Source organism: Streptococcus sp. UBA3373, assembly GCF_002360305.1.
GTDB classification, from domain to species: domain Bacteria; phylum Bacillota; class Bacilli; order Lactobacillales; family Streptococcaceae; genus Streptococcus; species Streptococcus alactolyticus.
In genome coordinates, this window is record NZ_DEQF01000002.1 from 1 (window position 1) to 26,467 (window position 26,467).

The window sequence follows — 26,467 nt, forward strand, 5'->3', positions numbered from 1 at the left end:
GTAATTTTGTTATCGATGTATTTAGCATCGTAATCGTAGAAAGCAACGTCTTTAACAACTTCACCAGGGAGCGTTGTTTTCACGTCAGCATTTCCCAAAATACCAACTTCGATTTCTCGAGCGTTAACACCAGTTTCGATAAGAATACGGCTATCATATTTAAGAGCAAAGTCAATAGCTGAGCGAAGTGCTGCTTCATCTTCAGCTTTTGAGATACCTACTGAAGAACCCATGTTAGCTGGTTTAACAAAGACAGGGTATGTCAATTTGTCATTTACTTCTGCTACGACTACATCAAGATCAGAACCTTCAACATAAGTCACGTAAGGAACAAGTGGAACTCCTGCAGATTCAAGGACATGTTTTGTTGAAATTTTGTCCATTGCAACACTTGATGACAAAATGTTAGTTCCAACGTAAGGCATTTTAAGAACTTCTAAGAAACCTTGGATAGAACCATCTTCACCCATTGGTCCATGAAGAACAGGGAAAACAACTGCTCCTTCTTCATAAATATCACTTGGTTTAATTTTTTGACTTTCAACAACAGTGGCGTTAGTCATCAATTTTTCATCGTCAGCAGGTTTGCTAAAGAATTCTTGTGTTTTAATAAAATCACCAGATTTTGTGATGAAGTAAGTTTTCACAAAGAATTTATCATAATTAATCGCACGCATGACGCTTTCAGCTGATAAAACAGATACTTCACGTTCCGCAGAACGTCCACCATAAAGTAAAACAAGCGTTTCTTTTGACATACCTTTCATTACCAGAACATCTTGAGCAATTCTAGCCTCGCTCATGTTCCATTCCTTTTCTATTACAATTTCTTACCTATCATACCACAAAAGCAGCACCCTTTCAAACACCACTTGACCTCACGTGATATAAAAAAGCAACTTTATGTAAAAGTTGCTTTGGGGTTATAATTCTGTCCGATTTTCAATAGCACGCAGCAGGGTCACTTCGTCAGCGTATTCGATATCAGAACCAACAGCAAGTCCTCGTGCTAGACGGGTTACCTTAAGGCCAGCTGGTTTTAAGACGCGTGAGATATACATCGCGGTCGCCTCACCATCTGCGGTGGCATTGGTTGCGATAATCACCTCGCTGACCTCACTATCCATAAGGCGCGTAATCAAGGGCTTCAAATTGATGTCGTCAGGTCCAACGCCATTCATAGGAGAAATCAAGCCGTGCAAGACATGGTACAAGCCATGGTATTCTTGAATTTTCTCCATAGCAGACACATCCTTAGAATCTTCAACCACTAAAATCACTGAGCGGTCGCGGGTTTCATCCGTGCAGATATTGCAAGGGTCCTCGTCTGTTAAGTTACCACAAACTGAGCAGTAAGTCAGTTCACGCTTGGCTGCTAGTAGGTTTTTGGCAAATTCGTTGACGTCTTCGTCTGACATGCCAATGGTATGAAAAGCAAGTCGTGTCGCTGTCTTAATCCCAATGCCTGGCAATTTGGTAAAACTATCAATGAGTTTTGCGATGGGGGTTGGGTAGAGCATCTTTTTCCTCCTTTGTAACAAAGGGACGAGCCGACCTTGTTTTCAATCGACTCGCCCAATTCTTATTTATTGACATAAGTTGACATGTATAAGTTGATGATATCACGCGCAATGACTTGGTTGGTGTGATTGTCATCACTCGTCAAATGCGGAATAATCACGGCAACGGCGATGTGAGAATCATCGGTTTCTGAGTAATCGTAAGCGAGAACGCTCAAGTTAATAGTGGTTACCGCATTACCTGAAGCATCGACAGCGTAGGTTTCGGCGGTACCCGTTTTACCAGCGATGGTTACGGTTGAGCTTCTCATGTGAGAACCTGTGGCAAAAGCATCAGTACCATTTACCACTTGATAGAACCCTTGGTGAATCAAGTCCATATCTTCTGATGAGATATCAACTTTATTAAGCACCTTGCTTTCAATGGTCTTGGTCAAGGTACCTAGACCACCCTTGCCGTCACTTTCGTAAATGCCTTCGACAAGGTGTGGGGCAATACGGCTACCACCGTTGGCTACAGTTGCTGCGTATTGGGCCAATTGCATTGGGGTATATGAGTCATACTGTCCAAAGGCCTCTGTCAAGACATTACCCGCAGAGTATTCTTTAGACAGGTAACCTGTTGTATTTTCTGGTAGGTCAATGCCTGTACTTGTTCCCATACCGTATTCAGCGTAAGTGGCACGCAATTCTTCCATGGCTTTTTTCATACCAGAAGTTGATAAGGCCATTCCTGAATGGTATTCTTGTCCCATCATCTTGAGGGCGACTTGTACCATGTAGGTATTTGAAGAGTATTCCAAGGCTTGCACGGCTGTGATGTTTCGTGAACCGTAATCGGTAAACCATGACTTGATTGATGGCGAACCAGCGATATTAATTGGTTGGTCAGTCAAGACTTGGTTACCAGAAATGACGTTTGATTTCCAGCCAGCTGTTAGGGTTGCTGCCTTGACAACTGACCCTGGTACAAAGATGTCATTGATGGTACCAAGGGCATCTAGTTGCGTTGTGGTTGAACCAACATCATGCGATAGACCTGCCATAGCCAAGACCGCACCTGTCTTAGGATTGAGGGCAACGGCATAAGCCCCTTCAGAATACGTCGCATAACCACTGGTGATATCTGCTTCATAGTATTGTTGGAGAATGTTTTCCACACCTGCTTGGAAATCTGCGTTAATGGTCAATTTGAGGTTTTGACCTGATTTGCCTTCACTGAGGACTTTGTCAGAAGCCACGTTACCGTTTTTATCGGTTTTGATTTCACGAACGGTGTGAGTCCCTTGAAGGTATTCTTCGTATTCTTTTTCCAAGTAAGAGGTTCCGACACGGTCATCAAGGGCGTAACCTTTGGCAAGATATTCTTCAACTTTTTCGGCTGGCAGACCTGATTTTTTCGATGACACTGTTCCGATAACAGTCGCCAAAGAACTGTTTGACGCTTGACGGTCCCAGTCTGTCGCAATAGAAATGCCTGACAGTTTTGATTGGTTGGCGGTGATGTAGGCAATTTGCTCTTCTGTCAAATCCCCAGTCGTCAAATGCACCGTACTAAAGGTTGAAGCTGAATTCATCTGGTTAAAGATATAAACCAATTTCAACTCATCTTCAGAATAGTTAATCTCATCGTCAGTCACCGCATTAACAGCGTTGGCATAAATAGTTGACTCCGACAAACTGTTACCATAGTTATCGTATTTTTCCTTATCTGGTAGGCGTTTGACAACCGCTGCGTAAGTATCTGAATCTGCTAGGTAATAGTCTTTTTTCTGACGTGTGGTGACGTTGGTTTCAGTCAAATTCACCAGCGTTGCCAATTTAGCGGCTAATTTTTTCATTTCTCCCGCAGTCATGGTATTGCTACGTGTAAAGGCTACCACTTGTTTCACGTTGTTGGAAACGAGCAGTTTTCCTGCCGAATCGTAAATTTCACCACGAGGGCTTGAGGTCGTGACCTTATACGTCGTCGATGAATTTAATTTGTTTTCGTAAAACGATTTATTAAAAATTTGCATCTGTGCCAGTCGCAAAACGATGACTGAAAACAGCACAACGATTACCGAAAAAATCAAATAAATCCGTCTTGTAACGTTACTTGGTCCTTTTTCGATTTTGATGTTACGTAATCTCTTTTTTAATGACATTATTTCCTCACAAATAAAAGCTCTGTTTTATATTCTATCATATTTTCATTAAAAGAGAGAAAACTAACCAGAAAAGTTTTTAACTAGACTTTACAAAAAAAGAAAGGTCGCTTGACCCTTCTTTATTACACTTGTTCGTTAACATTGAGTGAAAAATTGATACCGACCTTGTCTTTTAAAAATACCCAAATGTAGTAGGCAATGTAAAAATCAATACAGCCGTGTACCATAGAGCCAAGGCCAATCAACCCCACTAATGACCAGACATAACTCATGGTTAATTGGCTGCCTGTCGTCAAGGACAAGACGACAACAAATTCTGCCAAGCCGTGCAAGAGATTTAATCCCAAAGCTAAAAGCAAGCGTGAGGTGGCATTATCCAAAAGTTTTGGATATCTTTGAAGCAGAACTGCTCCAATCATTGCAAACAAGAGATGTGACACCGCTCGCAAGACAATGACAATCGGAAAGCCAGCCAGCAAGAAACCAAGGCTTGTCCCCAAAGCAACCATGAAGGTCACCTGAGGTGCAATGAACATGGCCATAAAAACAGGCACATGACTGGCTAAAGTGAAGGAAGCTGGCCCAATAACCACCTTAATCGGCATCACCATGGGAATTAAAATCCCAAAGGCTACCAGTATAGCCGAAAAGGCCAGCGATTTTGTTTGACTTTGTTTTACCATAAATTCCTCCTAAATAAACCGGTCTCATAAGCTTTATTTGTGCTTTATCTCACATGATTACTGCTATTATAAAAGAAAACACAACAGGTGTCAAGACATCTGTTGTGTTTTAGTTTTCAGATAACAAAATCCCTTTATCAGCCAAAAGCGTTTTAATCTCATCAAAACGGTCCTTAGAGGAGCAAGACAAAGTGTGCGTATGAATACCATCCGTCAAAGAGGATAATAAAGTAGCGTGCGATTGCTCAATTTTCTCCATAAAATTGGCAATATCTTCTTCTGTCTTAATGTTTAAAGATGCCGTCAGCATCCCATAAACAGGATGTTCCACCTCGACATCCACCACAATCCCACCTTGCGACACAATGCAAGCCAACTCTTCTTCAATCTTATCTTGACCGTGCTGACAAGCAATTTTCCCAATAAACTGATGAGAATACAAGGACTGAGATAAAATGTAGCCTTTTGGCGTTGAAATCACATCATTGTCTGCCGCTCTCAATAAGGCAATATCCCCTACAATAATCTGACGACTCACACCAAATTGGCTGGCCAAAGCACTGGCTGAAATAGGCACCTGAGCCTGACTCAAAGACGCCATAATCTTTTGACGGCGCTCTGCTGCTTTCATAACCATTCTCCTTTCACGTTTCATGCTTTCATCATATCACAAATCCCTCCCATTTTTAAAGTCAGAAAAAAGCACCCTAGCACAAGCTAGAATGCTTCTTACACACTACACTTATTATAAAAGATTATTTACCTAAGTAGTATTCTTTTGTAACGTTCAATTTGTCGTCGAATTCGAAAACAAGTGGTGGGAAGTTAGGGATTTCAACGTCCATGATTTCGTCATCTGACAATTGTTTGATGTGTTTTACAAGGGCACGGATTGAGTTACCGTGTGCACCAACGAATACGTTTTTACCATCTTTAAGTGCTGGAGCGATTTTATCTTCCCAGAATGGAAGGGCACGTTCCAATGTCACTTTCAAGTTTTCAGCATCTGGAATAACAGTGTCGTCAAGGTTTGCGTAACGACGGTCAGTGTGTGCTGAGTATTTGTCATCTTTAGCCATAGCTGGTGGCAATACATCGTATGAACGACGCCAGATGTGAACTTGTTCGTCACCCCATTTTGCAGCAGCTTCAGCTTTGTTTTGGCCAGTCAAACCACCGTAGTGACGTTCGTTTAAGCGCCATGATTTTTCAACTGGAACCCAAAGTTGATCTGATGATTCAAGAGCAAGGTTAGTTGTTTTGATCGCACGTTTAAGAACTGATGTGAAAGCAAGGTCAAATTCGATTCCTGCTTCTTTGATCAATTTACCAGCGTCGATAGCTTGTTGTGTTCCTTCTTCTGTAAGATCTACATCTGCCCAACCAGTGAAAAGGTTAGCTTTGTTCCATTCAGATTGCCCGTGACGTGCAAACACTAATTTTACCATTAGATTTTATCTCCTTCTATAATGTATCGCGACCTAAACGCCGCTTACTTTTACTATTCTACCCAAAAAGAGGTAAAAAAGCTAGTGAAATTACTAATTTTATCTCAAGACGCTGACTTTTCTCAATCAAAGCACTGATTTTGTGACGGTCATGGTGCGCATAGCATTTAATGTAGCCAGCACTGTCACCCCAACATCGGCAAAAATAGCCAGCCACATATTTGCCAAACCAAATCCTGTCAACAAGAGAACGGCTAATTTCACACCGATTGAAAAGACGATATTTTCATGAGCGACGCGACGCGTGCGACGTGCAATAGCAATGACTTTGACTAATTTAGAAAGCTTGTCGTCCATAATGACCACATCAGCGGATTCAATGGCAACATCACTGCCCAAGCCTCCCATGGCAATACCGACATCTGCTCGAGCCAAGACTGGAGCGTCGTTGATGCCGTCACCGACAAAACCAACAGTCGCACGTTTTTGAGCAGTATTGAGATAGGTTTCAAGGCCTGTCACCTTGTCTGTCGGTAGCAATTCTGCCTGATAATCGGTGATGCCAAGTTCTGCAGCTACTTTTTCTGCCACTTCTTTGCGGTCCCCTGTCAGCATAACCAAACGCTTGATACCAAGTGATTGTAATTGTTCTAAGGCGGATTTTGTGTCTGGTTTGATGCAGTCTGAAATCACGATGTGCCCAGCGTATTGCCCATCAATAGCGACATGGACCACCGTACCAACCTTGCTGCACGTTTTCCATTTGGCACCCAAACTGTCCATGAATTTGGTATTACCGACAGCAACGGTATGCCCGTTGATATTTGCACTGACGCCATAGCCTGATTTTTCCGTGATATCCGTAATCCGACAATCATCTGCTTCTTTTTGATAGGCAGAACGAAGGGATTGGGCAATGGGATGATTTGAAAAACGTTCCACGTGGCTAGCTAAGTGCAACAACTCTTCTTCCTTGATGTCTTTTGGATGAAGGGCAGTTACCTCAAACACCCCCTCAGTCAGCGTCCCTGTCTTATCAAAAACCAGAGTATCGAGTGACGCCAAGGTTTCAAGGTAATTAGACCCTTTAATCAAAACGCCCACTTTGGAACTAGCACCGAGGCCGCCAAAAAAGCTAAGGGGAATGGAAATCACCAAGGCACAAGGACATGAAATGACTAAGAAGGTCAAAGCACGACTAAACCATTCTGGAAAATGAGCCATGAAATCACCTGAAAACAGGGGCGGTAACACCGCCAAAAGCAAAGCTGCAATCACGACTGTCGGTGTGTAAACCGCCGCAAAACGGGCCATAAAACGTTCGCTCTTAGACTTGTGCGCCGTCGAATCCTCTAACAATTCCAAAATTTTACTAAGAGTCGAATGCTCTACTGAGTGCAACACTTTGACACGGATGACACCTGTCATGTTAATCATACCAGATAGCACTTGGTCGCCCACCACCACTTCTTGGGGCAGGCTTTCTCCCGTCAAGGCTGACGTATCCACCGAAGATTCTCCCTCAATTAAAATCCCATCAATGGCGACTTTTTCCCCTGGGGAAATCGTGATAATCTGCCCCTCATGCAAGACCTTGGGGTCAACATCGACCAGCTTGCCCTCTTGTTCAAGATGAACCACATCAGGTTTCAAAGCCAGCAACTCGGCAATGGATTTTTCACTATTTCCTTCAGCAATGTGTTCAAAAAGTTCACCAATTTGGTAAAAAATCATGACAAAAACAGCTTCGGCAAACTCTGCTTCCTGCGTGATAAAACTAAGAAGAAAAGCACCTAGCGTTGCCAAGGATATGAGAAAATGCTCACTAAAGACCTTACCTTGACTGATTTTCACAACAGCTTTTTTCAAAACCGTATACCCCGCAATTAAATAAGGAACGGCGTACAAAATAGCTTGCATTTCTAAGGTTGGTTGATAGATCCGCACCACCACAACAACCAGTAAAAAGACAAGGATAGCTAGAACAATCTGCCTTAAGGATTTTTTATTCTTCTCTGACATCGGTATCCTCCTCATAATGCTCGATAACGGAATGTAAGACGTGACTGATATGGCTATCAGCCAAACGGTAAATTTGATGCTTACCTTCACGTCTAACAGCCACAATCTTAAGGTTTTTCAATAAAGTCAATTGATGGGAAATGGCTGATGGTGTCATCTCTAAAACTGCCGCTAAGTCTGTTGGTTTCCATTCTTTTTGGCTTAGTTGCCACAAGATTTTCAAGCGGGTTTCATTGCCCAAAGCCTTGAAAAAATTAGAAACCGTATCTAGCAACTCCCCCTCAAAATGCTCTATCATCTTTTCTCCTTTCTATTATTAACGTTTTTATATTTGAACACTTATTCAATCGTTCAATAATTTTTAGTATAACCTAAACGCTTTCGTTTTTCAAGTAAAAAACGCTAAAAGACCACTCTCAACACTCAGACACCTCAATATTCCTATTTGAAGAAATCAAAACGGCCTTGAAAGCTTTATAAGATCGCAAGGTTATTGGAAAACTGGTCTTTGATATGTATTTATCTTGAAAACGTTCGGGAAAATGACTTGCTTTCATTCTGATGAAATAGTAAAATGAAGATGGGTTGGAATGCCTTTTCAACCGTTATTACAACACTTGGAGGACTTTATGGTTTCTACTGCAACAAAAATCGGTGCTTTCGATTTTGACAACTGCCTCATGAATGCCGCTGGCGTTTACTGCATGACTCGTGAGGAATTAGCTGATATTGATGCTTCTGCTGCTGGCTCTTTTGTCACCAAGACAGGGACATTAAACGCACGCGCTGGTAACCCTGAACCACGCTACGTTGATACAAGCCTTGGCTCAATCAACTCAATGGGCTTGCCAAATCACGGTTTCCAATATTATTTGGACTTTGTGACTGAGCTCCAAAACACGCCAAATAGCAAGAATCACTTCTTATCACTTGTTGGTATGTCTGAAGAAGAAACACACACCATTTTAAAAGCCGTCCAAGACTCTGACTACCAAGGTTTGGTGGAATTAAACCTTTCTTGTCCAAACGTTCCAGGAAAACCTCAAATCGCTTATGATTTTGAAACAACTGAGAAACTCTTGAAGGACATTTTTGCTTATTTCACAAAACCACTTGGGGTGAAATTGCCTCCTTATTTTGATATTGCTCACTTTGACCGTGCTGCTGCGGTATTCAATCAATTCCCGTTGGCTTTTGTTAACTGCATCAATTCAATCGGTAACGGTTTGGTTATCGAAGATGAAACCGTTGTTATCAAGCCAAAACATGGTTTTGGTGGTATTGGTGGGGATTATATCAAACCAACAGCGCTTGCTAACGTACACGCCTTTTACCAACGCCTAAATCCTACTATTCCTATTATAGGGACAGGTGGGGTCAAGACTGGTCGCGATGCCTTTGAACACATCTTGTGCGGAGCTAGCATGGTTCAACTAGGAACTGTTTTACACCAAGAAGGTCCAGCCGTTTTTGAACGTATTACAAATGAATTAAAAGCCATTATGACTGAAAAAGGCTATGAAAGCCTTGATGATTTCCGTGGCAAGTTACAGTATTTGGACTAACCAAATCATAAAAAAATGCCGCCCTAGAAATAGGGTGGCATTTTTAGTCTTAAAATGACGCTTACCAATCATTCCAAAAATCATCATCGTCATCATTGTTGAGTGTCTTTTCATCGTCCTTATCGTCTTTTTTATTCTTAGGAGCGATGATATTGCCGTCCTTATCCACTTTTGGTTTTAGGACGTAACTATAAGCAATCAACAAAAGAACCTTGATAATTGAAAAAATAGCTAAAACAATAATGATAAATAACAGCGTTTCCTTCATGTTATCAACTCTTCTCTCTAATCCTTTTAGGCAAAGCCAAAAGATGTTTCAACTGATTATAACACAAGTTACCCACATTTTAAACTGTAACCACCTGCTTCATCTTCTATGGTGGTTTTGTGCTAGGCAGTTTGGGCATTCTATGATACACTATAACTTGAGGGTGGTTTCATTCCTGTATTCATGGGCGATTAGACAAATTTTAGCTCAGGATATGTGGACGCATACCATTCGACATACGAGATAACAAACGTGTAAGGCTGAACCACGTAAAAAGCTGAAAATAGAAGATAATCATGAAAAAGCTTAGTGTAATCGGGATGACTTTATTGTCTATTGTGACCCTTAGTGCTTGTGCCACCTCGTCAAACAACTCAAGCAGCAAAAGCAAGACGGAAAATTCGTATCCTTTAGAACGTTATGCTTCTTCTAGCGAAACAGAATTACCTCAAAAGACCACGGCTTATTCAGACGAGGCCTATGTATCATTTCCGTATAGCGTTCAAGCCGATAAAAAAAAATACCTATACTTTTAAGAGTATTACCAAAGTCAAAGGAAATAGCGATGAGGACAATATCCTCTTGGTTGATATCAGTTTCACCAACAATGAAGAAACAGCAACAACACCTTATATGGGATTTGCTGTTGATTGGGACTTGCAACAAACTAACGACAACAAAAATGAGAGTCTTTCTCCTGTTGACCTCAAGGAAGTCCACACCGATGCCAACCAAGAACTCGTGGACAACGCTAATAAAGAAGTCAATCCAGGCGAAACCGTTGACGCCATTGTCGGCTACCGTCTAGCCAACAACACTGAAGACGTTGGCTTTATCCTACGTTCTACCATTTCAAGAGACAACCACAAAGGCTTCGCTTGGTCAAACCAGTAATTTCTCATCACATTATCCTTTATGGCAATAGCCATAAGGGATTTTTTTAACGCAAAAAAGCACCTAGAAGCTCATCTTGGTGCTATCGTCTGATGACTAAAAAAGAGTCTTGCAACACTCAACAAAGGTTGATGGGACAAGGCTCTTTTTCTGCGTTGATTATTTTACAGCGTCTTTAAGTGCTTTACCAGCTTTAAATGCAGGAACTTTTGAAGCTGAAATTTCAATTTCTTCACCAGTTTGTGGGTTACGACCTTTACGAGCTGCACGTTCGCGAACTTCAAAGTTACCAAAACCGATTAATTGAACTTTTTCGCCTTCAGCAAGGAAGCTTTCAATTGCTGAGAATACTGCATCTACAGCTGCTGCTGAATCTTTTTTAGTAAGCTCAGTTGCTTCTGCAACTTTAGCGATTAAATCTTGTTTGTTAGCCATTTAACAAATCCTCCAATTAATTTCTAAGCGTTAACACTTTAACACGTTCTATCATACCCAAAAATCCCCATGAGGTCAAGTATTTAGCGCTATTTAACGGCTTTTCTTGTAAATGTCAAAATTGAATTGGTCCCCAACCAAATCGACTGTTGTTGCCTTCAAATAAATGTCCGCATCGTTCTTCAAATTTTGGATATTGATGTTGATGGCTGACTCATCAGGAAGCACTTCAACAAAGTAAGGCAGCTTATAACTTGACGCAATGTATTTTAAGATTTCAGATTTTGGTAACGAAAGGGTTCCGACTGAGAATGAGGTAACTTTTAACTGAATAGCACCTGAATTTAAGCGGCTAGGTTGGAAGTAGATGTACAAGGGCACTTCATAACCCAGCAAGGTGTATTTCCCTTCAAACATGATTTCAGACGATGTAGCATAGACATTATAAGACATTTTTTTGGTCTGATAATCCTTCAGGTAAGCTGCCACGGTGTCGTTAAGCTGCTCTATGTTGGTTGAGAACGTCCCAACCTTGATACTCTTTTTTTGGTTGTTGCTGATGTTTTCGGTGGCAGGCTCTCTGACTTGCAACAAACGACTTGCCACCACACCAACAAAAGCGAGGTTCATGGCTAAAATAAGGAGAAATCCCCATTTCCACCAGTTAGTTTTTCGTCCAGTCTTTTTTTGTTTCACTTATCTTCTCCATTACTGCATCTGACATGATTTGGTAGCCGATATTATTGGGATGGAAATGGTCGCCACTAAACAAGGCATCGTTGATGACGGTTGTTTGGTCACCTGAGGTAGATACAATGCTCTCTTCACCATTGACGCCCTTATAGAGCAAATCATTGATTGGCACAAAGTAAACCTTGTCATACTCTTTGGTAACGTCTTCTGTGGCGGTATTCCAATTGTCCACAATGTCTTGCATTTCCGTCATATCAGGAAAATTCAAATAAAAAGGATTGTAAATACCTAGAATATAAATCGGCAAGTTGGGGTTATCTGTTCTTGCAAGATCAATAATCTGACGGAGGCGTTTTTGGTAATCCTTGGACGATTCGGTGAAAGAAGACACCGACAAATTAGCCAAATTCTTGCGAATCACAGCCATCACGTCATTGCCTCCGACAGTTAAGGTCATCAGATTGGCTTTGGCAAGAGCTTCTTGAATGTCTGTTTGTTCCTGCATGCGTTTTAAAATCTGATTGCTGGTATTGCCAGACACCCCATAATTGCTGTAATGAACATCGTAATGATATTTATCGGTCAAGTCCTGAGAAAGCAAGGGCACAAAGCCACCTTGATTGGTACTATCGCCAACCCCTTGGGTCAAGGAATCACCGATGGCAACATAGTTAAAGGACTTAGCCTTGGTAGTCGCAATGTCCTTGTGGCTTATCTCTGAAGCAGATTTTGGAATGAGTAAGGAAAAAAGCCCACCGAACAGAAGAAGGGCTGCTAAAAAGAACGCAAACCCTACCATTATCTGTTTGAATTTATTCATAACGCACCATCACCGCAAAGGCATTTTCGCCTGTATGAGTTTGGATAATTGACCCCGTTTCAAGAACGGTGATTGGCGCTCCTAGAACTTCTAGTTTTTCTTTAAAGCCATTCGCCATGTCAGCCGTTCCACAGTAAGAAATCCCAATTTCAGCGACTTTTTTGTTCTTAGCTGTTTCAATAAAACCATCCAACCATTTGTTAAAGGTTTTCAAGCCACGCCCTTTGACAATAGGATTGAGTTCGCTGTGAGCCATTTCCATAACGACTTTGATATTAAGCAGTGAGCTGAGCAAGCCTGTCACACGACCGATACGGCCACCCTTAACAAGATTTTCAAGGGTTGATACACCGATAAAGAGTTCTGATTTTTTACGAACTTCTTCGATTTTTGCCACGACTTCTGACAAGCTCGCACCTTCTTGCGCTAATTTGGCAGCTTGAACCACTTGGAAGGTTTGGCATTGGTCAGTAAAGGTCGAATCAATGACCGTCACATTCGCACCTGATAAGTTAGCACCTTGGCGGGCCGCTTCTACTGTTCCTGACAAGGTATGAGCGATGTGAATCGATACAATGTGTTCAGCGCCCTCTTTCATCAGTTTTTCATAAGCTTCTGCAAAAATGCCGACAGGTGGTTGGCTGGTCTTTGGCAAATCACGGCTATGACGCATCATGTTCAAGAATTTGCCTTCTTCTTTTAAGTCATTGTCTGAATAAACCACACCGTCAATCATCACTGACAAAGGGATAACGGTAATATCATACTTCGTGATCAACTCAGGTTCTATCGTTAAAGACGAATCTGTAACAATTTTAATTTTACTCATATTTTATCCTATCATTACTTCTGTTCTAGTTTTTACTCCAATGCTATTATACCAAATTTTTCAAGACTTCGGGGATTTTTTCTAACGTGAAAATGAGAAATCTTTGAAAAGAAAGCTACTCTGTTCCACTTTTGTGCTAAGCGTCTAATGTTTTAATAATTCTCGGGCTTGTTGGCGGGCCAAATCCGTCACGTCATTGCCTGCTAACATTTTAGCAATTTCTTCCACACGTTGGTCTTGCGTGAGCAAACGAACCGTTGACACGGTTTTATGCTCATCACTCCGTTTTTCAATGTAGAACTGGTAATCAGCAATAGCCACCACTTGTGGCAAGTGAGAAATAGCAAGAACCTGACCATGACTGCCAATTTTGTGAATTTTTTGGGCAATAGCTTGGGCAACACGACCTGACACCCCTGTATCCACCTCATCAAAAACAATACTGGTCTTGTCCTCTTTGCGTGAAAATGCTGATTTGATAGCCAGCATCAAGCGCGATAATTCCCCTCCAGATGCCACTTTAACCAGCGGCTTAAAGCCTTCACCAGGGTTAGTGGAAATGTAAAACTCAACGTTTTCATTACCTTCACGATTGAATTTTCCCTTGCTAAATTGCACTTGGAAGTCTGCCTTTTCCATGTACAAATCAGCCAGTTCTTGCTTGATTTCACTTTCTAGAGTTTTAGCAAGAGCATGGCGTTCTTGGCTGAGGTTGTCAGCTGCCGAGATAAGCTCTTTTTCCAATTGTTTCAAGGTCTTTTCCATATCATCGGAAAATTCGTCATTGCCCGTCAACAGATTGTATTCTTTGGTGATATTATCGTAATATTCCAAAACGTCATCGACACTGCCACCGTATTTTCGGGTAATGCTGTTAATGACTTCCAAACGAGCCTCGATTTGCTGCAATTGCCCGGCATCAAAATCCAAATTCTCAATCACATCCCCTAATTGTTTGGTGATTTCTTCCAAAATGTAGTAGGCTTCTGATAGATTGGTGGACATTTCCTTGTAGTCACGGTCAAATTCTTCCAAGGACATCATGTCATTCATGGCAGAGCGGATATTGGACAAGCTTGAAAATTCTTCGTTATCCAGCATGACATAGGCATTCATCAACGTATCTGCAATGTGCTTGTGATTTAACAATTTATCGCGGTTTTGATGGAGTTTTTTGTCCTCACCTGATCGAAGGGCAGCTGCTTCAATTTCCGCCATTTGAAAGGCAAGCATCTCAATACGAGCCTTGTGTTCTTGCTCGTTTTTTTGTTTGGTCAATACCCGTTGACGCAATTGACGGTAGTCTTCAAAAAGGGATTGGTAATGTTTTTTGACTTCCCAAAAAGCCTTGTCACCAAATTCGTCCAGCATCTTAATATGGCGATTTGGCTTCATTAATTCTTCTTGGTCGTGCTGACCGTGGATATCCACCAGATATTGCCCCACAGCTCGCAAGGTAGCTAGGTTGACCAATTGCCCATTGATGCGACCGATTGAACGACCATTTTGCAAAATATCACGGCGAATAATCAATTCCTCACTGGCGTCAATGCCATTATCTTCCAAAATGGTCATCAGCGCAGCATTTTTCCCAACTGAAAAGAGCCCTTCAATTTCGGCTTTGGTCGCTCCATGACGAATCACATCAAGGCTGGCACGCGCCCCTAGCATCAGATTCATGGCGTCAATAATAATGGACTTACCAGCCCCTGTTTCCCCTGTCAACACCGTCATTCCATTATCAAAAGTCAGGGAAATTTCCTCGATAATGGCGAAATTTTTAATGGACATTTCTAAAAGCATGGGAAAAACCTCTCTTAATGGCTACTTGTCATCCATTGGTGCACTTCATGGCGAATGTCCTTGGCAGCGTCAGCGCTTTTTGCCAACACCAACAAGCTATCGTCATCTGCAATCACACTCAAAATACGGTCCTTGAAATCTTCCAACAAGAAACGTTTAATCAGGCGGCTATTTCCTGGAACCACGTCCAAATTGAGGAAGGCCTCTAAACCTGGTGTTTCTTCTGAAATCGACAAAACGGTGCTCTTAATGGGGACAGAGGGCTGACCGACTTTTTGGGCTTTATCTATTGAAAAGCCGTAGATATAAGTCCCTTCAGATGATGGCACCTTGATAATGCCAATCTCATTCATGTCCCTAGACACCGTTGCCTGGGTCAAGGTCAAGCCTCTTTCCTCTAGCAATTTCAGTAAGTCGTGTTGGGTTTCAATGGCATTTTCTGAAACCATTTTCTTGATTAGTTCTAAACGTTCACTCTTTTTCATCTTTAAATTCCTTGTGTGCTTTTTCTACGATTTCTGGAATCTGTGCTGCCACTTGGCTTTGAGGGTCAGCAGATTTTTCCAAATGGGCCAAAAATTCGATATTGCCATGGCCACCTTGGATTGGTGAAAAATCAAGTCCCTTAACGCTAAAGCCATCAGCCAAAGCAAAGGCAGTCACCTGCTCTAAAACCTTTTGATGAACAGCCTTATCGCGAATGATGCCATTTTTTCCAATTTGCTCGCGGCCTGCTTCAAATTGCGGCTTAATCAGCGCAACCACTTGGCCTTGGTCTGCCAAAATAGCGTGTAGAGCTGGCAAAATGAGTTTGAGGGAGATAAAACTAACGTCAATGCTGGCAAATGTCGGCTGCCCTTCTGTAAAATCAGCTAACTGAGCGTAGCGGAAATTGTATTGCTCCATGCTCCGCACACGCGCATCCTGACGTAATTTCCAGACCAATTGGTTGGTACCGACATCAACAGCGTAAACCAGTTTGGCACCGTTTTGCAGCATCACATCGGTAAAGCCACCTGTTGAGGCACCGATATCAATCGTAGTCTGACCGTCCACAGACAGGCCAAAAACCTGCAAAGCCTTCTCCAATTTCAAACCACCACGGCTAACGTATTTGAGCTTTTCGCCTTTGAGTTTGAGTTCGGTTCCAGCGTCGATTTTTTCACCAGGTTTGTCATAACGTTCTCCGTTAATCACATTGACCACAAGACCCGCCATCACCCCACGTTTGGCTTGCTCACGGGTATCAAAAAGCCCTTGTTTATAGGCTAGTACGTCCACTCTTTCCTTAGGCATTTAGTCGTAACCTTTCTATCATTTCAGTGATTTTTTCAGTGTGAAACGCTTGCGTTTCTGCTAGTTTTTGGAAAATGGCTAGCGCTTGGTCGATGGATTGATTTAAGACATCGTACGACTGTTCTAAACCAAGCAAACTTGGATAAGTAGCCTTGTCAGCTAAGAGGTCTTTTTTAGGGGTTTTGCCGATTTCGTCAAAGGTCGCTGTCACATCTAAAATGTCATCACGCACTTGAAAAGCCAGTCCAATCAAGGCACCCGCTTCATGCAAACGAACCAAGTCTACTTCTGATACATTGGCAACAATCCCAGCTGCCACAATCGGAAAAGTCAACAATTTCCCTGTTTTATTGGCATGAATGGCCTGCAATTCTGTTAATTCCAGTTGACGTTCTTCGCCTTCCATATCCAGCATTTGCCCACCAACCATGCCATAGGTTCCAGATGCTTGGGACAATTCTGCTATCAATTGCACCTTAATCTTATCAGCCAGATCTGCGTTTGCCACCAACCCAAACGGGTCTAAAAAGAGACTATCTCCTGCTAAAATGGCTGTCGCTTCGCCAAATTTTTTGTGGTTAGTCAAACGCCCACGGCGGTAATCATCATCGTCCATGGCTGGCAAATCATCGTGAATCAAACTTCCCGTGTGAATCATCTCCAAAGCCGCTGCCACGTCAAAATGCCCCTCGGTCAAATCCATGCCAAAACCTTCCAACATTTCCAAAAACAGAAGCGGTCGAATGCGTTTGCCACCAGACTCCACCGAGTACAAAATAGAGGCAATTAAATCCTCTGAAACCTGAGGTTTTTGGCTATAATAACGGTAGATAGCCTGATTGATTTCCTTTATTTTATCCATTAGGCATCCATTTCCGTCTCTGTTCCGTCAGCTTGCATGACTTTGACAAGCGTTTTTTCCGCAGAATCCAGCGTTTTTTGCAATTCTTTTGACAAAATCATGCCTTGCTGGAAGGCCTCGATCGCATCTTCCAAAGCCACATCACCATTTTCAAGCTTGGTCACAATGGCTTCTAATTCCTGTAAATTTTCCTCAAATGTTTTCTTTTTTGGCATTTTTTACCTCCACTTCAAGTTGCCCATCTTTTAATTGAACGCTCAATTGCTCTCCTTTTGCTACTTCAGTGACGCTAGAGATCACCTTATCTCCCTTTTGCACCATGGCATAACCTCTTGCAATAATACGACTCGTATCCAAGGACAACAAAGCGTCTTGGGCTTTTTCAAATCGTGCCAATTGGCTTTCGTACTGGCTAGTCACCTGCGAGGTCAATAGACGTTTGAGGGCCTCAATTCGCTCCTTATAGCGTCTGATATTGCGCTCCAAATCTACGGCCAAAAGGCGTTGGTTAAGCAATTGTTGGGCTTGACTGGCTTGTTGAACCTGCTGTTCCACGGTGCTTTTTAACCGCGAGGTCAAATGGTCACATTTCTGGGCATAACCATCATACAAACGCTCAGGCTGTCTGAAAATCACCGATTTGGCCAACTTACCCAAACGTTCTTGATCTCTTTTAATCACTCGCAAACCAGCTTGATAAGCCCTGTTTTGTCGCTCAGAAATCCATGAAATAATGTCTGTCTTTGTCACAGGTGTCGCCAATTCTGCCGCTGCCGTTGGAGTAGCAGCCCTGCGGTCAGCCACAAAATCCGCCAAGGTGGTATCGGTTTCATGCCCCACGCTTGAAATCACAGGAAGGCGAGATTCAAAAATGGCCTGCACCACAACTTCTTCATTGAAAGCCCACAGGTCCTCAATCGAGCCGCCGCCACGACCGACAATCAGTAGGTCCAGGTCCTCACGTTCATTGGCTAAGGCGATATTAGCAGCCACTTCCTGACTAGCTCCCTCACCTTGCACCTTGGTTGGGAAAAGCAAAATCTCCACCCCAGGAAAACGGCGAGATACAGTGGTAATAATATCACGAATAACGGCTCCACTTGGGCTAGTCACCACACCAATTTTCTTGACAAATTGTGGTAAGGGTTGTTTATGACGCTCGTCAAAATACCCCGCCTCAGTCAATTTTTTCTTCAATTGCTCAAACTGAATAGCCAAGGCACCAATACCATCTGGCTCCGCTTTCTCAATGATAATCGAATACGAACCGCTTGGTTCATAAATTTGGACACGGCCAACAACGTTGATTTTCATGCCTTCTTCCAGCTCAAAATCAAGTTTTTTAAAAGTGCCTGCCCACATGGTGGCCTGAATGACCGCTTGCTCATCTTTTAAAGAAAAATATTGGTGATTGGGACGACGACGAAAATTGGATACCTGACCAGTCAAATACACCCGCTCCAAATAAGGGTCGCGGTCAAATTTTAATTTAAGGTATTTGGTCAAACTTGACACACTTAAATAATCTGACATAGTAGGCTCCTTTCTGTTCTCTTGTTACCTGATATAAATATGGCATATCATTACAATTATAGCAAAAAATAGCGCAAAATGGCAGACGGAATCTCCTAGTCTGTCCAAACAAAAAGCACCACAGAGCGCTTTTCAGATTATAATTCGGAATACTTTTTCATCACGCGCGGAATATCGGCACTAATGCTTGTCGGAAGAACAACATAGGCATCCGCACTCAATTTATCCGCTATGGCTGAGTGGAGATAAGTCGCCGCTGCCACCGTATCAAAGAGATTATCAGATAATTGTGCCACAAATCCTGCAATCATGCCGCACAAAGTATCCCCCATACCTCCAGTTGCTTGGTAGGGGCCTCCAACCGTCAATTCACCAATACGTTTACCTTGAATGACCTTAGTCTGATGGCTTTTAGCCACTAAAATGGTTGAGGCTGGGAAAGCTTGCAGGGCTTTTCGGGTATTGGGCAAGGTTTGTTTGGCAATGGGAATACCTGATAAGCGTTCCCACTCTTTTTGGTGCGGCGTTAAGATTAGATTTGGCGTCTTAAATTGACGAAAATTGGGCAAAGCAAGGAGATTTAAGGCGGAACCGTCAACAATCAAAATTTGGCGTTTGGCAACCTTATCCAAAACCGTTTTGAAAACCTTTTGGGCTTTAAAGCTTTTACCCAAACCAGGACCAATCAAAATCACATCAGCTTGTTCAATGCTGGTTTGCAAAAGTTCGGTATCCACAGCATCAAAAGCCATGGCTTCTGGCAAGTGGCTATGCAAGGCAGCGATATTGTCACGCTCGGTCGCCACAGTCACCAAACCCGCTCCGCTATTGACCGTAGCAAGAGCCGACATGATAATAGCACCACCATAAGGATAAAAACCACCGATCAAAAGCACATGACCGTAGGTTCCTTTATAAGAATGACTGACACGTTTGGTAATAACTTTTTTAACTAAATGTTCATTGATAATCATAAACTCACACTTCTAAGGGCTGATTGATAGGTTTGTTCCATCAGCATGGTTATGGTCATTGGGCCAACCCCACCAGGAACAGGGGTGATTAGACTGGCTATTGGTTCAACCTCTTCAAAATCAACATCACCAATAAGTCTGCCATCAACATCACGATTCATGCCAACATCAATGACTACGGCACCTTCTTTGACAAAGTCAGCCGTCACAAAATGACCTTGGCCGATAGCGACAATTAAAATATCCGCTTGCTTGGTGACTTTTGCCAAATCGCGTGTCCGCGAATGCGCCAAGGTTACCGTTGCATTTTTTTCCAGCAGGAGTTGTGCCATAGGCTTACCAACGATATTGGAACGGCCAATGATAACAGCCGTTTTGCCCTCTAACGCCACTTCGTACTCACGCAACAATTCCATGATACCAGCTGGGGTACAAGGCACCATGACAGGACGCCCACTCCAAAGGTGACCAGTATTCATAGGATGAAACCCATCCACATCTTTTTTAGGGTCAATGGCTAAAATGACACGCTTGTCATTGATATGCTTTGGCAAAGGCAATTGCACCAAAATTCCATGAAAACGCTCGTCCTTATTGTATTTTTCAATAACTTGAATCAGCTCTTCTTCGCTGATAGATTCTGACAAACGAACCGTTTCACTCAAAAAGCCGACCTTTTTAGCAAAGCGCTCCTTATTTCGCACATAGACTTGGCTGGCAGGGTTGTCCCCCACTAAAATAACCACCAATCCAGGCACTAGACCTGATTCAGCTTTTAAACGTTCCACTTTTTCCTGCAAGGCCGCTTGCTTTTTTGCCGCTAGGGCTTTGCCATCAATTATCTTTGCCATACCATTCCCCCTTTTTATTATTACCCTCTATTATACCAAAAAAATCGATTATAAAAGTGTGTATTTTCAGAATATTTCTCCATAAAAAAACGTGCTCCAAAGAGCAAGTCCTTATTTTAAATGAGCGGGTTTGTGCATTTCTTCTTTGATAGGGCACGAACACTCACAATCTCCGCAAGCCCCCTTACTTTTAAAGAGGCGTCGAATGCCAAAAAACGTCGCTACTGCAATCAATGCTGCAATAATAAAAGTTACCATATTATTTCCCCACTGTTTCTAAATCATCCAAATGAATCACTGGCGTGTCTGCTGTTTTTGGTTTTCTGACGATGAAGTAAATTATGCCAAGGCACAACAGAACCGCGATAACTGTCCACACTGTAATTGGCTCACCGTACAAGCAGACCAAACCAAATTGATAAACCACCAAGCTAATCACATAAGCCAAACCTGTTTGAAATCCAATGGTGCCCAAAGTCCATTTCAAATCACCCATTTCACGTTTAATGGCACCAATAGCCGCAAAACATGGGGCACAAAGCAGATTGAAAATCAAGAAAGAATAAGCTGCTAAGCTACTATAATCCAATTGCAAGGCTGTTTCAAGGCCACTAACGTCGCTGCTGTGGTACAAGATACCAAATGTGGCAACCACTGTTTCTTTGGCTGCTAGACCAGTTACAGCTGCCACCGCTGCTTTCCAATTGCCAAAACCAAGTGGTTGGAAAATCCAAGCAAAGAGTTGCCCAAAATGCGCCAAAATAGAAGAATCTGTATCAACGGCATGAAGAGAGAAGTCATAAGAAGACATAAACCAAATAATAACCGTCAAACTGAAAATGAATGTCCCAGCACGTTTTACAAAACTCAAGGCTTTCCCAAAGGCATAGCGAAGAACCGTTCCCATTTTTGGCAAGTGGTAGGCTGGTAATTCCATGATGAAAGGACTCACGTAACTGCCAAGCATAGTTGTTTTCTTCAAAACAATCCCTGATAAAATAATGGTTAGAAAGCCGATGAAATAGGTCGAGGGCGCTACAAATGGATTGTCAGGGAAAAAGACGCCTGAAATCAAGGCAATGATTTCTAGCTTAGCCGAACAAGGCATGAAGGTCGCCGTCATAATGGTAATGCGGCGGTCACGCTCATTTTCAATCGTTCGGCTCGACATGATGGCTGGCACCCCGCATCCCGTCGCAATTAGCATGGGAATAAAGGATTTTCCAGACAAGCCAAAACGCCTAAAAATACGGTCCATGACAAAGGCAATCCGACTCATGTACCCAATATCTTCCAAGACACCAAGGCAGACAAAGAGCACGAAAATTTGCGGCAAAAAGCCAAGAACCGTTCCCACTCCAGCGATGATACCGTCAATAATCAAAGATTTTAACCAATCAGCCACCTGCCAACTTGTCAACAGAGAATCCGCCAAACTTGGAATCCAGTCACCAAACAAGGTGTCATTGACCCAATCTGTCCACATGGTCCCCACCGTCTGAATCGAGAGGAAATAAACCAAAAACATCACCAAAGCAAAGATTGGCAAGGCAAGAATACGGTTCGTCACAATGCGGTCAATACGGTCAGACAGCGTTGTGCTGAAGCTGTTATCGTGGTGCTGAGCCATTTGGGTCACACGTTCGATAAAGGCATAGCGTTCGTTGATGACGATTGATTCCGAATCTTCCGTGAAAATTTCCTCAGTGATTTTGATCACGTCATCGATTTCTTTCTGCTGAAACTCCGATAAAGTCACCTCGGTTTGCACCAAAGCGTCGCGTTCAAAGAGCTTAATGGCAAAAAAACGCATGGCACATTCTGGGACGCTATTGCCTAAAATATCCACAATCTGTTGAATAGCTGCCTCAAATTTATCGCTGTACACAGGGTATTGCACCGTATCCACAGTTGCTCGAGTGGTGTGTGCTGCCTTTTTCAAAACCTTATCCACACCTTGGTTTTTAATAGCGCTGGTCGAAACGACAGGAACACCTAGTTGATAAGACAACTTATCCACACTAATCTCTTTCCCTTGAGCTTTTAGCACGTCGCTCATGTTCAAGGCCAATGTTACAGGGATACCCGTTTCAATCAACTGAGTGGTCAAATAAAGATTGCGTTCAAGATTTGTGGCATCTACCACATTTAAAATGCTGTCAGCACGGTTGCTCAACAAATAATCTCTGGCAACTTTTTCCTCAGGCGTATAAGGCGACATGGAATAAATACCAGGCAAATCTTGAACTTGCCAGTTTTGGTTGAGCCTGGCTGTCCCACTCTTACGCTCAACCGTCACTCCAGGCCAATTTCCCACGCGCTGATTGGTTCCTGTCAAAATGTTAAACAGACTGGTTTTCCCGCTATTGGGATTTCCGATTAAAGCAATTTCTGTCATTTGTCCTCCTCTCCCTCGATTTTCACCACACTAATCATCTGCGCTTCAGACTTGCGCAAGGTCAATTCATACCCACGTAAACGAATTTCAATCGGGTCACCTAGCGGAGCGACTTTACGAAGGTAAACTTTGGTATGACGCGTCAGTCCCATATCCATAAGACGCCGTTTGGTTTCATTTACCGCATAAATGCCTTCGATATAAGCGAATTCGCCAACCTTCAAATTCGACAAAGGCATGACTTCCTTGTCACCTTCTTCGGTAACATCAATGTGTTTTAAAATGGATTGATCAAAGGCCAAACGACTCGATTTTAGCATGACAATAGCACTTGTAGATGTCTTAGACACCAATCGAATGGGACTGCTCACCTTTAACCCCAAGTGCGATAAATGCCGCACACTATCATCTGGTAAATCTATGCTCGCAACGGTGTAGGGAATCCCCACCTTTGCATTTTGCAAAATCATATCTAAAACCTCCCTACCAGGTAAGAAAATCTCCTGTTATAAGGCTTTATTATAGCACAAAAACCGACCCAATTTAGCCGATTTGCCATATTTTCCAACCTATAACAAAAATGAGAATTATTCTAATTATCACAAAAAAATCATAGAAAGGAACGGCTAAAGGCCAACCCATTTCTATGATTTCAATGCTTTGTTTACAAGACCTTACTTAAAAAGTCTTTTGTTCGTTCTTCTTTGGTGTGTTCAAAGACTTCTTCTGGCGTTCCTTGTTCCACGATAACACCGCCGTCCATGAAAATTACACGGTCAGCCACTTCACGGGCAAAGCCCATTTCGTGTGTCACGATAGCCATTGTCATCCCTGATTTGGCAAGGTTTTGCATAACCCCAAGTACTTCTCCAACCATTTCAGGATCAAGGGCTGATGTGGGTTCGTCAAACAACAAAACGTCAGGATCCATAGCTAAGCCACGCGCAATCGCGATACGTTGTTGTTGCCCACCTGAAAGGCTATTTGGATAAGCGTCTGCCTTATCACGAAGCCCGACCTTTTCAAGCAATTCATAAGCCTTAGCTTCTGCTTGGGCTTGCGGAATTCCTTTTGTTTTGATAGGCGACAAGGTAATGTTTTCTAAAACCGTCATATTTGGGAAAAGGTTAAATTGTTGGAAAACCATACCCATTTTTTCACGCATTTTAAAAATATCATTTTTCTTGTCTGTAATATCTACCCCTTCAAAGGTAATCACACCCTTAGTTGGTGTTTCCAATAAATTCATGGTACGAAGGAAGGTTGATTTTCCTGAACCTGACGGTCCGATAATAACCACCACTTCTCCCGCGTGAATATCGAGGTCGATTCCTTTTAATACTTCATTTTTTCCGAAATATTTATGAAGTCCTTTGATTGAAATAATTGTTTTTGACATTAGTTACGAGCTCCATTTCCCATACGTTTTTCCAGTTGTTTCAATAAGAAAGACAAGACTGTGGTTACCATCAAGTAGTAAAATGCCGCAAAAAGAAGTGGCGTTACAGGTAGATAAGTGGCGGTCACGACTGATTGTGCCCCACTCCACAATTCCATAACCCCGATGGTTTGCAAGAGGGAACTGTCTTTGATAATGGTAATAAATTCATTCCCCAAGGCTGGCAAAATGTTTTTCAAAGCCTGTGGTAAAATGACGTAACGCATGGCATTGACGGGACGAATTCCAAGCGAATACGCCGCTTCCAACTGCCCCTTAGGCACTGCCTCAATCCCTGCACGCACAATCTCAGAAATATAAGCACCGCTATTTAAAGAAATGATAATAATACCAGGTAATAGACGTGAAAAATCAAGGTTCAAAACCCCAAATCCAATAATAGGGGCATTGTTAAAATGCATCCAAGCAAATGAAATCATAATCTGAACGACCATGGGTGTCCCACGGAAAACCCAGACATAAAAACTCGTAATCGCGTTTAAAATCTTGCTATTTGTTCGTTTAGCCAGAGCAACTAAAATACCAATAATGGTCCCAAAAAAGACGACGCAAGCCGAAATCATAATGGTCACAAGGACACCATAGTTAAAATAAGACCAATATTCTGGTAAAAATGAAAAGTTCATTTATTTCTCCTATCACTAATAATCAACTAATTATAACATTCTTTGAATAAAAATACAACAACACAAAGACGTGCTTACCTTACTTTTTTTCAGCAAAAAAGGAGCGTCGTAACAACCCCTTTATGTCAGAGCATCAAAACGAAAAAGGTTGCTTTTTAAAACAACCCCCGTTTGACTTTTTAAATGATCGCTATTTTAGTAAAGAAGATCGTAGATTTCCATTGCGATAAGGTCGATGCTATCAAATGAGTAAAACTCACGCGCTTCAACATCACGCAAAGTGAAAACAGGACCATTTTCAGAGTCATTGCTAAATGACACTTCTGCCACAACGACACCATCACGTTCAAAATTACGTTTTAGATTGCTACTATCAGTTGTCATCAATTCCAAACGGTTGATAATTCTCACCAAATGTGATTCCATGTTTTTTTCTCCTATTTGTTTATTGTCTTTTCTATTTTAACATAATTTTTCCTAAACAAACACTCTTAGGAGGGTATTTTCTTATATTTATGGTTCAATTAAGAAATGACCTTGAGCGATTGGTACATAATTGCCTTGATAGAATGCATACGGTTTTCTGCTTCTTGGAAAATGATCGGGCTAAATTGTTGAAAAACAGCATCTGTGATTTCCAGTTCGGCCAAGCCGTATTTTTGGTAAATCTCCTGACCAATCTCGGTATTAAGGTCATGAAAAGCTGGCAGACAGTGCATGACAATCACATTTGGATTTTCCGTTTTGGCTAACAAGTCCGCGTTAATCTGATAAGGTAACAACAGGTCAATCCGTTCTTTAAAGTCAACCGCTTCTCCCATAGATACCCAAACATCGGTGTAGAGCATATCCACACCTTTAACAGCAGCAAGGTCATAGGTGATCGTGATTGTCGCACCATTATTGTATTGCTGCGCCAAAGCAACAATCTCTGCTTTTGGCTGCAAACTCTCTGGAGCGATGATGGTCACATGAATTCCCAAAATAGCTGAGGTAACCAGCAAGGAATTCGCCATATTATTGCGTCCATCACCGACATAAGCAATGCTTAAACCGTCCAAACTGCCAAAAACTTCCTTTAAAGTCATAAAATCTGCAATCATTTGGGTCGGGTGCCAAGTGTCTGTCAACCCATTCCACACAGGCACGCCCGAATGCTCTGCCAAGGCCTCCACATCTTCTTGCTTAAAACCACGGTATTCAATCCCATCAAACATAGACCCCAGAACTTTTGCCGTATCAATGACGGATTCTTTCTTGCCCAGCTGAATCTCGTCACTACCAAGATAAGTGACATTCATGCCCAAATCTTGCCCTGCCACCGTGAAAGCCGAACGC

The 26,467-nt window shown here is 42.3% G+C and carries 31 protein-coding genes; 3 read left to right on the forward strand and 28 right to left on the reverse strand.

Annotation, left to right across the window (positions count from 1 at the left end; all coding sequences use genetic code 11):
• The 8 genes from B3R79_RS00070 to B3R79_RS00105 form a co-directional block, all read right to left on the reverse strand.
• Window positions 1–758, reverse strand: a 758-nt coding sequence (locus tag B3R79_RS00070) for a D-alanine--D-alanine ligase (protein WP_293693117.1), incomplete at its 3' end; no start/stop codon positions are given.
• A 165-nt stretch (window positions 759–923) separates the two neighbouring features.
• The gene (recR, locus tag B3R79_RS00075; RefSeq protein ID WP_154455106.1) at window positions 924–1,520 is read right to left on the reverse strand and encodes a recombination mediator RecR; all 597 of its coding nucleotides are present in this window, start codon (window positions 1,518–1,520) and stop codon (window positions 924–926) included.
• A 62-nt stretch (window positions 1,521–1,582) separates the two neighbouring features.
• Window positions 1,583–3,667: a penicillin-binding protein PBP2B gene (gene pbp2b / locus B3R79_RS00080; protein ID WP_293693108.1), complete on the reverse strand. Its 2,085-nt coding sequence runs from the start codon at window positions 3,665–3,667 to the stop codon at window positions 1,583–1,585.
• 125 nt (window positions 3,668–3,792) lie between these two features.
• Window positions 3,793–4,353 (reverse strand): hypothetical protein, encoded by a 561-nt coding sequence (locus tag B3R79_RS00085; protein ID WP_154455108.1) that lies wholly within the window; start codon window positions 4,351–4,353, stop codon window positions 3,793–3,795.
• Window positions 4,354–4,462: 109 nt separating this feature from the next.
• Complete coding sequence (locus B3R79_RS00090; RefSeq protein WP_154455109.1) at window positions 4,463–4,984, reverse strand: transcription repressor NadR; 522 nt, start codon at window positions 4,982–4,984, stop codon at window positions 4,463–4,465.
• Between the two features lie 124 nt (window positions 4,985–5,108).
• Window positions 5,109–5,801 (reverse strand): phosphoglycerate mutase, encoded by a 693-nt coding sequence (locus B3R79_RS00095; RefSeq protein WP_154455110.1) that lies wholly within the window; start codon window positions 5,799–5,801, stop codon window positions 5,109–5,111.
• A 126-nt stretch (window positions 5,802–5,927) separates the two neighbouring features.
• On the reverse strand, window positions 5,928–7,823 hold the full coding sequence (locus B3R79_RS00100) for a heavy metal translocating P-type ATPase (RefSeq protein ID WP_293693109.1): 1,896 nt from the start codon (window positions 7,821–7,823) through the stop codon (window positions 5,928–5,930).
• Window positions 7,807–8,121: an ArsR/SmtB family transcription factor gene (locus tag B3R79_RS00105; RefSeq protein ID WP_168261299.1), complete on the reverse strand. Its 315-nt coding sequence runs from the start codon at window positions 8,119–8,121 to the stop codon at window positions 7,807–7,809. Before B3R79_RS00105 ends, B3R79_RS00100 begins: the two co-directional genes overlap by 17 nt.
• 331 nt (window positions 8,122–8,452) lie before the next feature.
• On the opposite strand from B3R79_RS00105, the gene B3R79_RS00110 reads away from it, so the two are divergent.
• Window positions 8,453–9,388, forward strand: a complete 936-nt coding sequence (locus B3R79_RS00110) for a dihydroorotate oxidase (protein ID WP_168261298.1) — start codon at window positions 8,453–8,455, stop codon at window positions 9,386–9,388.
• Window positions 9,389–9,449: 61 nt separating this feature from the next.
• Here the strand turns inward: B3R79_RS00110 and B3R79_RS00115 are convergent, their stop codons facing one another.
• Window positions 9,450–9,656, reverse strand: coding sequence for a hypothetical protein (locus tag B3R79_RS00115; protein WP_154454420.1), 207 nt, complete (start codon window positions 9,654–9,656; stop codon window positions 9,450–9,452).
• Window positions 9,657–9,952: 296 nt separating this feature from the next.
• On the opposite strand from B3R79_RS00115, the gene B3R79_RS00120 reads away from it, so the two are divergent.
• Complete coding sequence (locus tag B3R79_RS00120; RefSeq protein WP_167510352.1) at window positions 9,953–10,192, forward strand: hypothetical protein; 240 nt, start codon at window positions 9,953–9,955, stop codon at window positions 10,190–10,192.
• A complete protein-coding gene (locus B3R79_RS00125) occupies window positions 10,137–10,550 on the forward strand; it encodes a DUF5067 domain-containing protein (protein ID WP_167510353.1) in 414 nt (137 codons plus the stop codon). Before B3R79_RS00120 ends, B3R79_RS00125 begins: the two co-directional genes overlap by 56 nt.
• A gap of 159 nt (window positions 10,551–10,709) precedes the next feature.
• Here the strand turns inward: B3R79_RS00125 and B3R79_RS00130 are convergent, their stop codons facing one another.
• The 19 genes from B3R79_RS00130 to argF form a co-directional block, all read right to left on the reverse strand.
• Complete coding sequence (locus B3R79_RS00130) at window positions 10,710–10,985, reverse strand: HU family DNA-binding protein (protein ID WP_154454422.1); 276 nt, start codon at window positions 10,983–10,985, stop codon at window positions 10,710–10,712.
• A gap of 93 nt (window positions 10,986–11,078) precedes the next feature.
• Window positions 11,079–11,681 carry a YpmS family protein gene (locus B3R79_RS00135; RefSeq protein ID WP_167829255.1) on the reverse strand — a complete coding sequence of 201 codons (603 nt, stop codon included), beginning with the start codon at window positions 11,679–11,681 and terminating at the stop codon, window positions 11,079–11,081.
• Window positions 11,650–12,498, reverse strand: a complete 849-nt coding sequence (locus tag B3R79_RS00140; protein WP_293693110.1) for an SGNH/GDSL hydrolase family protein — start codon at window positions 12,496–12,498, stop codon at window positions 11,650–11,652. Before B3R79_RS00140 ends, B3R79_RS00135 begins: the two co-directional genes overlap by 32 nt.
• Window positions 12,491–13,327 (reverse strand): DegV family protein, encoded by an 837-nt coding sequence (locus B3R79_RS00145; RefSeq protein WP_204984591.1) that lies wholly within the window; start codon window positions 13,325–13,327, stop codon window positions 12,491–12,493. The genes B3R79_RS00140 and B3R79_RS00145 overlap by 8 nt, the downstream gene beginning before the upstream one ends.
• Window positions 13,328–13,471: 144 nt before the next feature.
• Window positions 13,472–15,130 (reverse strand): DNA repair protein RecN, encoded by a 1,659-nt coding sequence (gene recN / locus B3R79_RS00150; RefSeq protein ID WP_204984592.1) that lies wholly within the window; start codon window positions 15,128–15,130, stop codon window positions 13,472–13,474.
• Between the two features lie 14 nt (window positions 15,131–15,144).
• Window positions 15,145–15,615: an arginine repressor gene (locus B3R79_RS00155; protein WP_293693111.1), complete on the reverse strand. Its 471-nt coding sequence runs from the start codon at window positions 15,613–15,615 to the stop codon at window positions 15,145–15,147.
• Complete coding sequence (locus tag B3R79_RS00160) at window positions 15,602–16,426, reverse strand: TlyA family RNA methyltransferase (RefSeq protein ID WP_235280860.1); 825 nt, start codon at window positions 16,424–16,426, stop codon at window positions 15,602–15,604. The genes B3R79_RS00155 and B3R79_RS00160 overlap by 14 nt, the downstream gene beginning before the upstream one ends.
• Window positions 16,419–17,288: a polyprenyl synthetase family protein gene (locus tag B3R79_RS00165; RefSeq protein ID WP_293693112.1), complete on the reverse strand. Its 870-nt coding sequence runs from the start codon at window positions 17,286–17,288 to the stop codon at window positions 16,419–16,421. The genes B3R79_RS00160 and B3R79_RS00165 overlap by 8 nt, the downstream gene beginning before the upstream one ends.
• The gene (locus tag B3R79_RS00170) at window positions 17,288–17,503 is read right to left on the reverse strand and encodes an exodeoxyribonuclease VII small subunit (RefSeq protein ID WP_154454429.1); all 216 of its coding nucleotides are present in this window, start codon (window positions 17,501–17,503) and stop codon (window positions 17,288–17,290) included. The genes B3R79_RS00165 and B3R79_RS00170 overlap by 1 nt, the downstream gene beginning before the upstream one ends.
• Entirely contained in the window at window positions 17,481–18,821 is a 1,341-nt protein-coding gene (gene xseA / locus B3R79_RS00175; RefSeq protein WP_168261291.1) for an exodeoxyribonuclease VII large subunit, read from the reverse strand. Before xseA ends, B3R79_RS00170 begins: the two co-directional genes overlap by 23 nt.
• A gap of 137 nt (window positions 18,822–18,958) precedes the next feature.
• On the reverse strand, window positions 18,959–19,795 hold the full coding sequence (locus tag B3R79_RS00180; protein ID WP_204984595.1) for an NAD(P)H-hydrate dehydratase: 837 nt from the start codon (window positions 19,793–19,795) through the stop codon (window positions 18,959–18,961).
• Window positions 19,792–20,646: a bifunctional methylenetetrahydrofolate dehydrogenase/methenyltetrahydrofolate cyclohydrolase gene (locus B3R79_RS00185; protein WP_293693113.1), complete on the reverse strand. Its 855-nt coding sequence runs from the start codon at window positions 20,644–20,646 to the stop codon at window positions 19,792–19,794. Before B3R79_RS00185 ends, B3R79_RS00180 begins: the two co-directional genes overlap by 4 nt.
• Before the next feature lie 111 nt (window positions 20,647–20,757).
• The gene (locus B3R79_RS00190) at window positions 20,758–20,904 is read right to left on the reverse strand and encodes a FeoB-associated Cys-rich membrane protein (RefSeq protein ID WP_293693114.1); all 147 of its coding nucleotides are present in this window, start codon (window positions 20,902–20,904) and stop codon (window positions 20,758–20,760) included.
• A gap of 1 nt (window position 20,905) precedes the next feature.
• Window positions 20,906–23,044: a ferrous iron transport protein B gene (feoB, locus tag B3R79_RS00195; protein ID WP_293693115.1), complete on the reverse strand. Its 2,139-nt coding sequence runs from the start codon at window positions 23,042–23,044 to the stop codon at window positions 20,906–20,908.
• Complete coding sequence (locus B3R79_RS00200) at window positions 23,041–23,514, reverse strand: ferrous iron transport protein A (RefSeq protein ID WP_154454435.1); 474 nt, start codon at window positions 23,512–23,514, stop codon at window positions 23,041–23,043. The genes feoB and B3R79_RS00200 overlap by 4 nt, the downstream gene beginning before the upstream one ends.
• A gap of 194 nt (window positions 23,515–23,708) precedes the next feature.
• Entirely contained in the window at window positions 23,709–24,443 is a 735-nt protein-coding gene (locus tag B3R79_RS00205; RefSeq protein WP_168261286.1) for an amino acid ABC transporter ATP-binding protein, read from the reverse strand.
• Window positions 24,443–25,129 (reverse strand): amino acid ABC transporter permease, encoded by a 687-nt coding sequence (locus tag B3R79_RS00210; RefSeq protein WP_154454437.1) that lies wholly within the window; start codon window positions 25,127–25,129, stop codon window positions 24,443–24,445. Before B3R79_RS00210 ends, B3R79_RS00205 begins: the two co-directional genes overlap by 1 nt.
• A 195-nt stretch (window positions 25,130–25,324) precedes the next feature.
• On the reverse strand, window positions 25,325–25,555 hold the full coding sequence (locus tag B3R79_RS00215; protein ID WP_154454438.1) for a DUF1797 family protein: 231 nt from the start codon (window positions 25,553–25,555) through the stop codon (window positions 25,325–25,327).
• A 98-nt stretch (window positions 25,556–25,653) separates the two neighbouring features.
• Window positions 25,654–26,467: ornithine carbamoyltransferase (argF, locus tag B3R79_RS00220; RefSeq protein WP_293693116.1), on the reverse strand; the 814-nt coding region annotated here is incomplete at its 5' end.

What these genes read in the sequence shown, in the direction of transcription:
- B3R79_RS00110 (WP_168261298.1), top strand. Translation starts at nt 8,453, where the DNA reads ATGGTTTCTACTGCAACAAAAATCGGTGCTTTCGATTTTGACAACTGC.
- B3R79_RS00170 (WP_154454429.1), bottom strand. Translation starts at nt 17,503, where the DNA reads ATGCCAAAAAAGAAAACATTTGAGGAAAATTTACAGGAATTAGAAGCC.
- B3R79_RS00100 (WP_293693109.1), bottom strand. Translation starts at nt 7,823, where the DNA reads ATGTCAGAGAAGAATAAAAAATCCTTAAGGCAGATTGTTCTAGCTATC.
- recN (WP_204984592.1), bottom strand. Translation starts at nt 15,130, where the DNA reads ATGCTTTTAGAAATGTCCATTAAAAATTTCGCCATTATCGAGGAAATT.
- B3R79_RS00160 (WP_235280860.1), bottom strand. Translation starts at nt 16,426, where the DNA reads ATGCCTAAGGAAAGAGTGGACGTACTAGCCTATAAACAAGGGCTTTTT.
- B3R79_RS00190 (WP_293693114.1), bottom strand. Translation starts at nt 20,904, where the DNA reads ATGGTAACTTTTATTATTGCAGCATTGATTGCAGTAGCGACGTTTTTT.
- recR (WP_154455106.1), bottom strand. Translation starts at nt 1,520, where the DNA reads ATGCTCTACCCAACCCCCATCGCAAAACTCATTGATAGTTTTACCAAA.
- B3R79_RS00130 (WP_154454422.1), bottom strand. Translation starts at nt 10,985, where the DNA reads ATGGCTAACAAACAAGATTTAATCGCTAAAGTTGCAGAAGCAACTGAG.
- B3R79_RS00090 (WP_154455109.1), bottom strand. Translation starts at nt 4,984, where the DNA reads ATGAAAGCAGCAGAGCGCCGTCAAAAGATTATGGCGTCTTTGAGTCAG.
- B3R79_RS00120 (WP_167510352.1), top strand. Translation starts at nt 9,953, where the DNA reads ATGAAAAAGCTTAGTGTAATCGGGATGACTTTATTGTCTATTGTGACC.
- B3R79_RS00085 (WP_154455108.1), bottom strand. Translation starts at nt 4,353, where the DNA reads ATGGTAAAACAAAGTCAAACAAAATCGCTGGCCTTTTCGGCTATACTG.
- feoB (WP_293693115.1), bottom strand. Translation starts at nt 23,044, where the DNA reads ATGACAGAAATTGCTTTAATCGGAAATCCCAATAGCGGGAAAACCAGT.
- B3R79_RS00185 (WP_293693113.1), bottom strand. Translation starts at nt 20,646, where the DNA reads ATGGCAAAGATAATTGATGGCAAAGCCCTAGCGGCAAAAAAGCAAGCG.
- B3R79_RS00155 (WP_293693111.1), bottom strand. Translation starts at nt 15,615, where the DNA reads ATGAAAAAGAGTGAACGTTTAGAACTAATCAAGAAAATGGTTTCAGAA.
- B3R79_RS00105 (WP_168261299.1), bottom strand. Translation starts at nt 8,121, where the DNA reads ATGATAGAGCATTTTGAGGGGGAGTTGCTAGATACGGTTTCTAATTTT.
- B3R79_RS00115 (WP_154454420.1), bottom strand. Translation starts at nt 9,656, where the DNA reads ATGAAGGAAACGCTGTTATTTATCATTATTGTTTTAGCTATTTTTTCA.
- B3R79_RS00140 (WP_293693110.1), bottom strand. Translation starts at nt 12,498, where the DNA reads ATGAATAAATTCAAACAGATAATGGTAGGGTTTGCGTTCTTTTTAGCA.
- pbp2b (WP_293693108.1), bottom strand. Translation starts at nt 3,667, where the DNA reads ATGTCATTAAAAAAGAGATTACGTAACATCAAAATCGAAAAAGGACCA.
- B3R79_RS00095 (WP_154455110.1), bottom strand. Translation starts at nt 5,801, where the DNA reads ATGGTAAAATTAGTGTTTGCACGTCACGGGCAATCTGAATGGAACAAA.
- xseA (WP_168261291.1), bottom strand. Translation starts at nt 18,821, where the DNA reads ATGTCAGATTATTTAAGTGTGTCAAGTTTGACCAAATACCTTAAATTA.
- B3R79_RS00125 (WP_167510353.1), top strand. Translation starts at nt 10,137, where the DNA reads ATGTATCATTTCCGTATAGCGTTCAAGCCGATAAAAAAAAATACCTAT.
- B3R79_RS00180 (WP_204984595.1), bottom strand. Translation starts at nt 19,795, where the DNA reads ATGATTATCAATGAACATTTAGTTAAAAAAGTTATTACCAAACGTGTC.
- B3R79_RS00210 (WP_154454437.1), bottom strand. Translation starts at nt 25,129, where the DNA reads ATGAACTTTTCATTTTTACCAGAATATTGGTCTTATTTTAACTATGGT.
- B3R79_RS00145 (WP_204984591.1), bottom strand. Translation starts at nt 13,327, where the DNA reads ATGAGTAAAATTAAAATTGTTACAGATTCGTCTTTAACGATAGAACCT.
- B3R79_RS00200 (WP_154454435.1), bottom strand. Translation starts at nt 23,514, where the DNA reads ATGATTTTGCAAAATGCAAAGGTGGGGATTCCCTACACCGTTGCGAGC.
- B3R79_RS00215 (WP_154454438.1), bottom strand. Translation starts at nt 25,555, where the DNA reads ATGGAATCACATTTGGTGAGAATTATCAACCGTTTGGAATTGATGACA.
- B3R79_RS00165 (WP_293693112.1), bottom strand. Translation starts at nt 17,288, where the DNA reads ATGGATAAAATAAAGGAAATCAATCAGGCTATCTACCGTTATTATAGC.
- B3R79_RS00205 (WP_168261286.1), bottom strand. Translation starts at nt 24,443, where the DNA reads ATGTCAAAAACAATTATTTCAATCAAAGGACTTCATAAATATTTCGGA.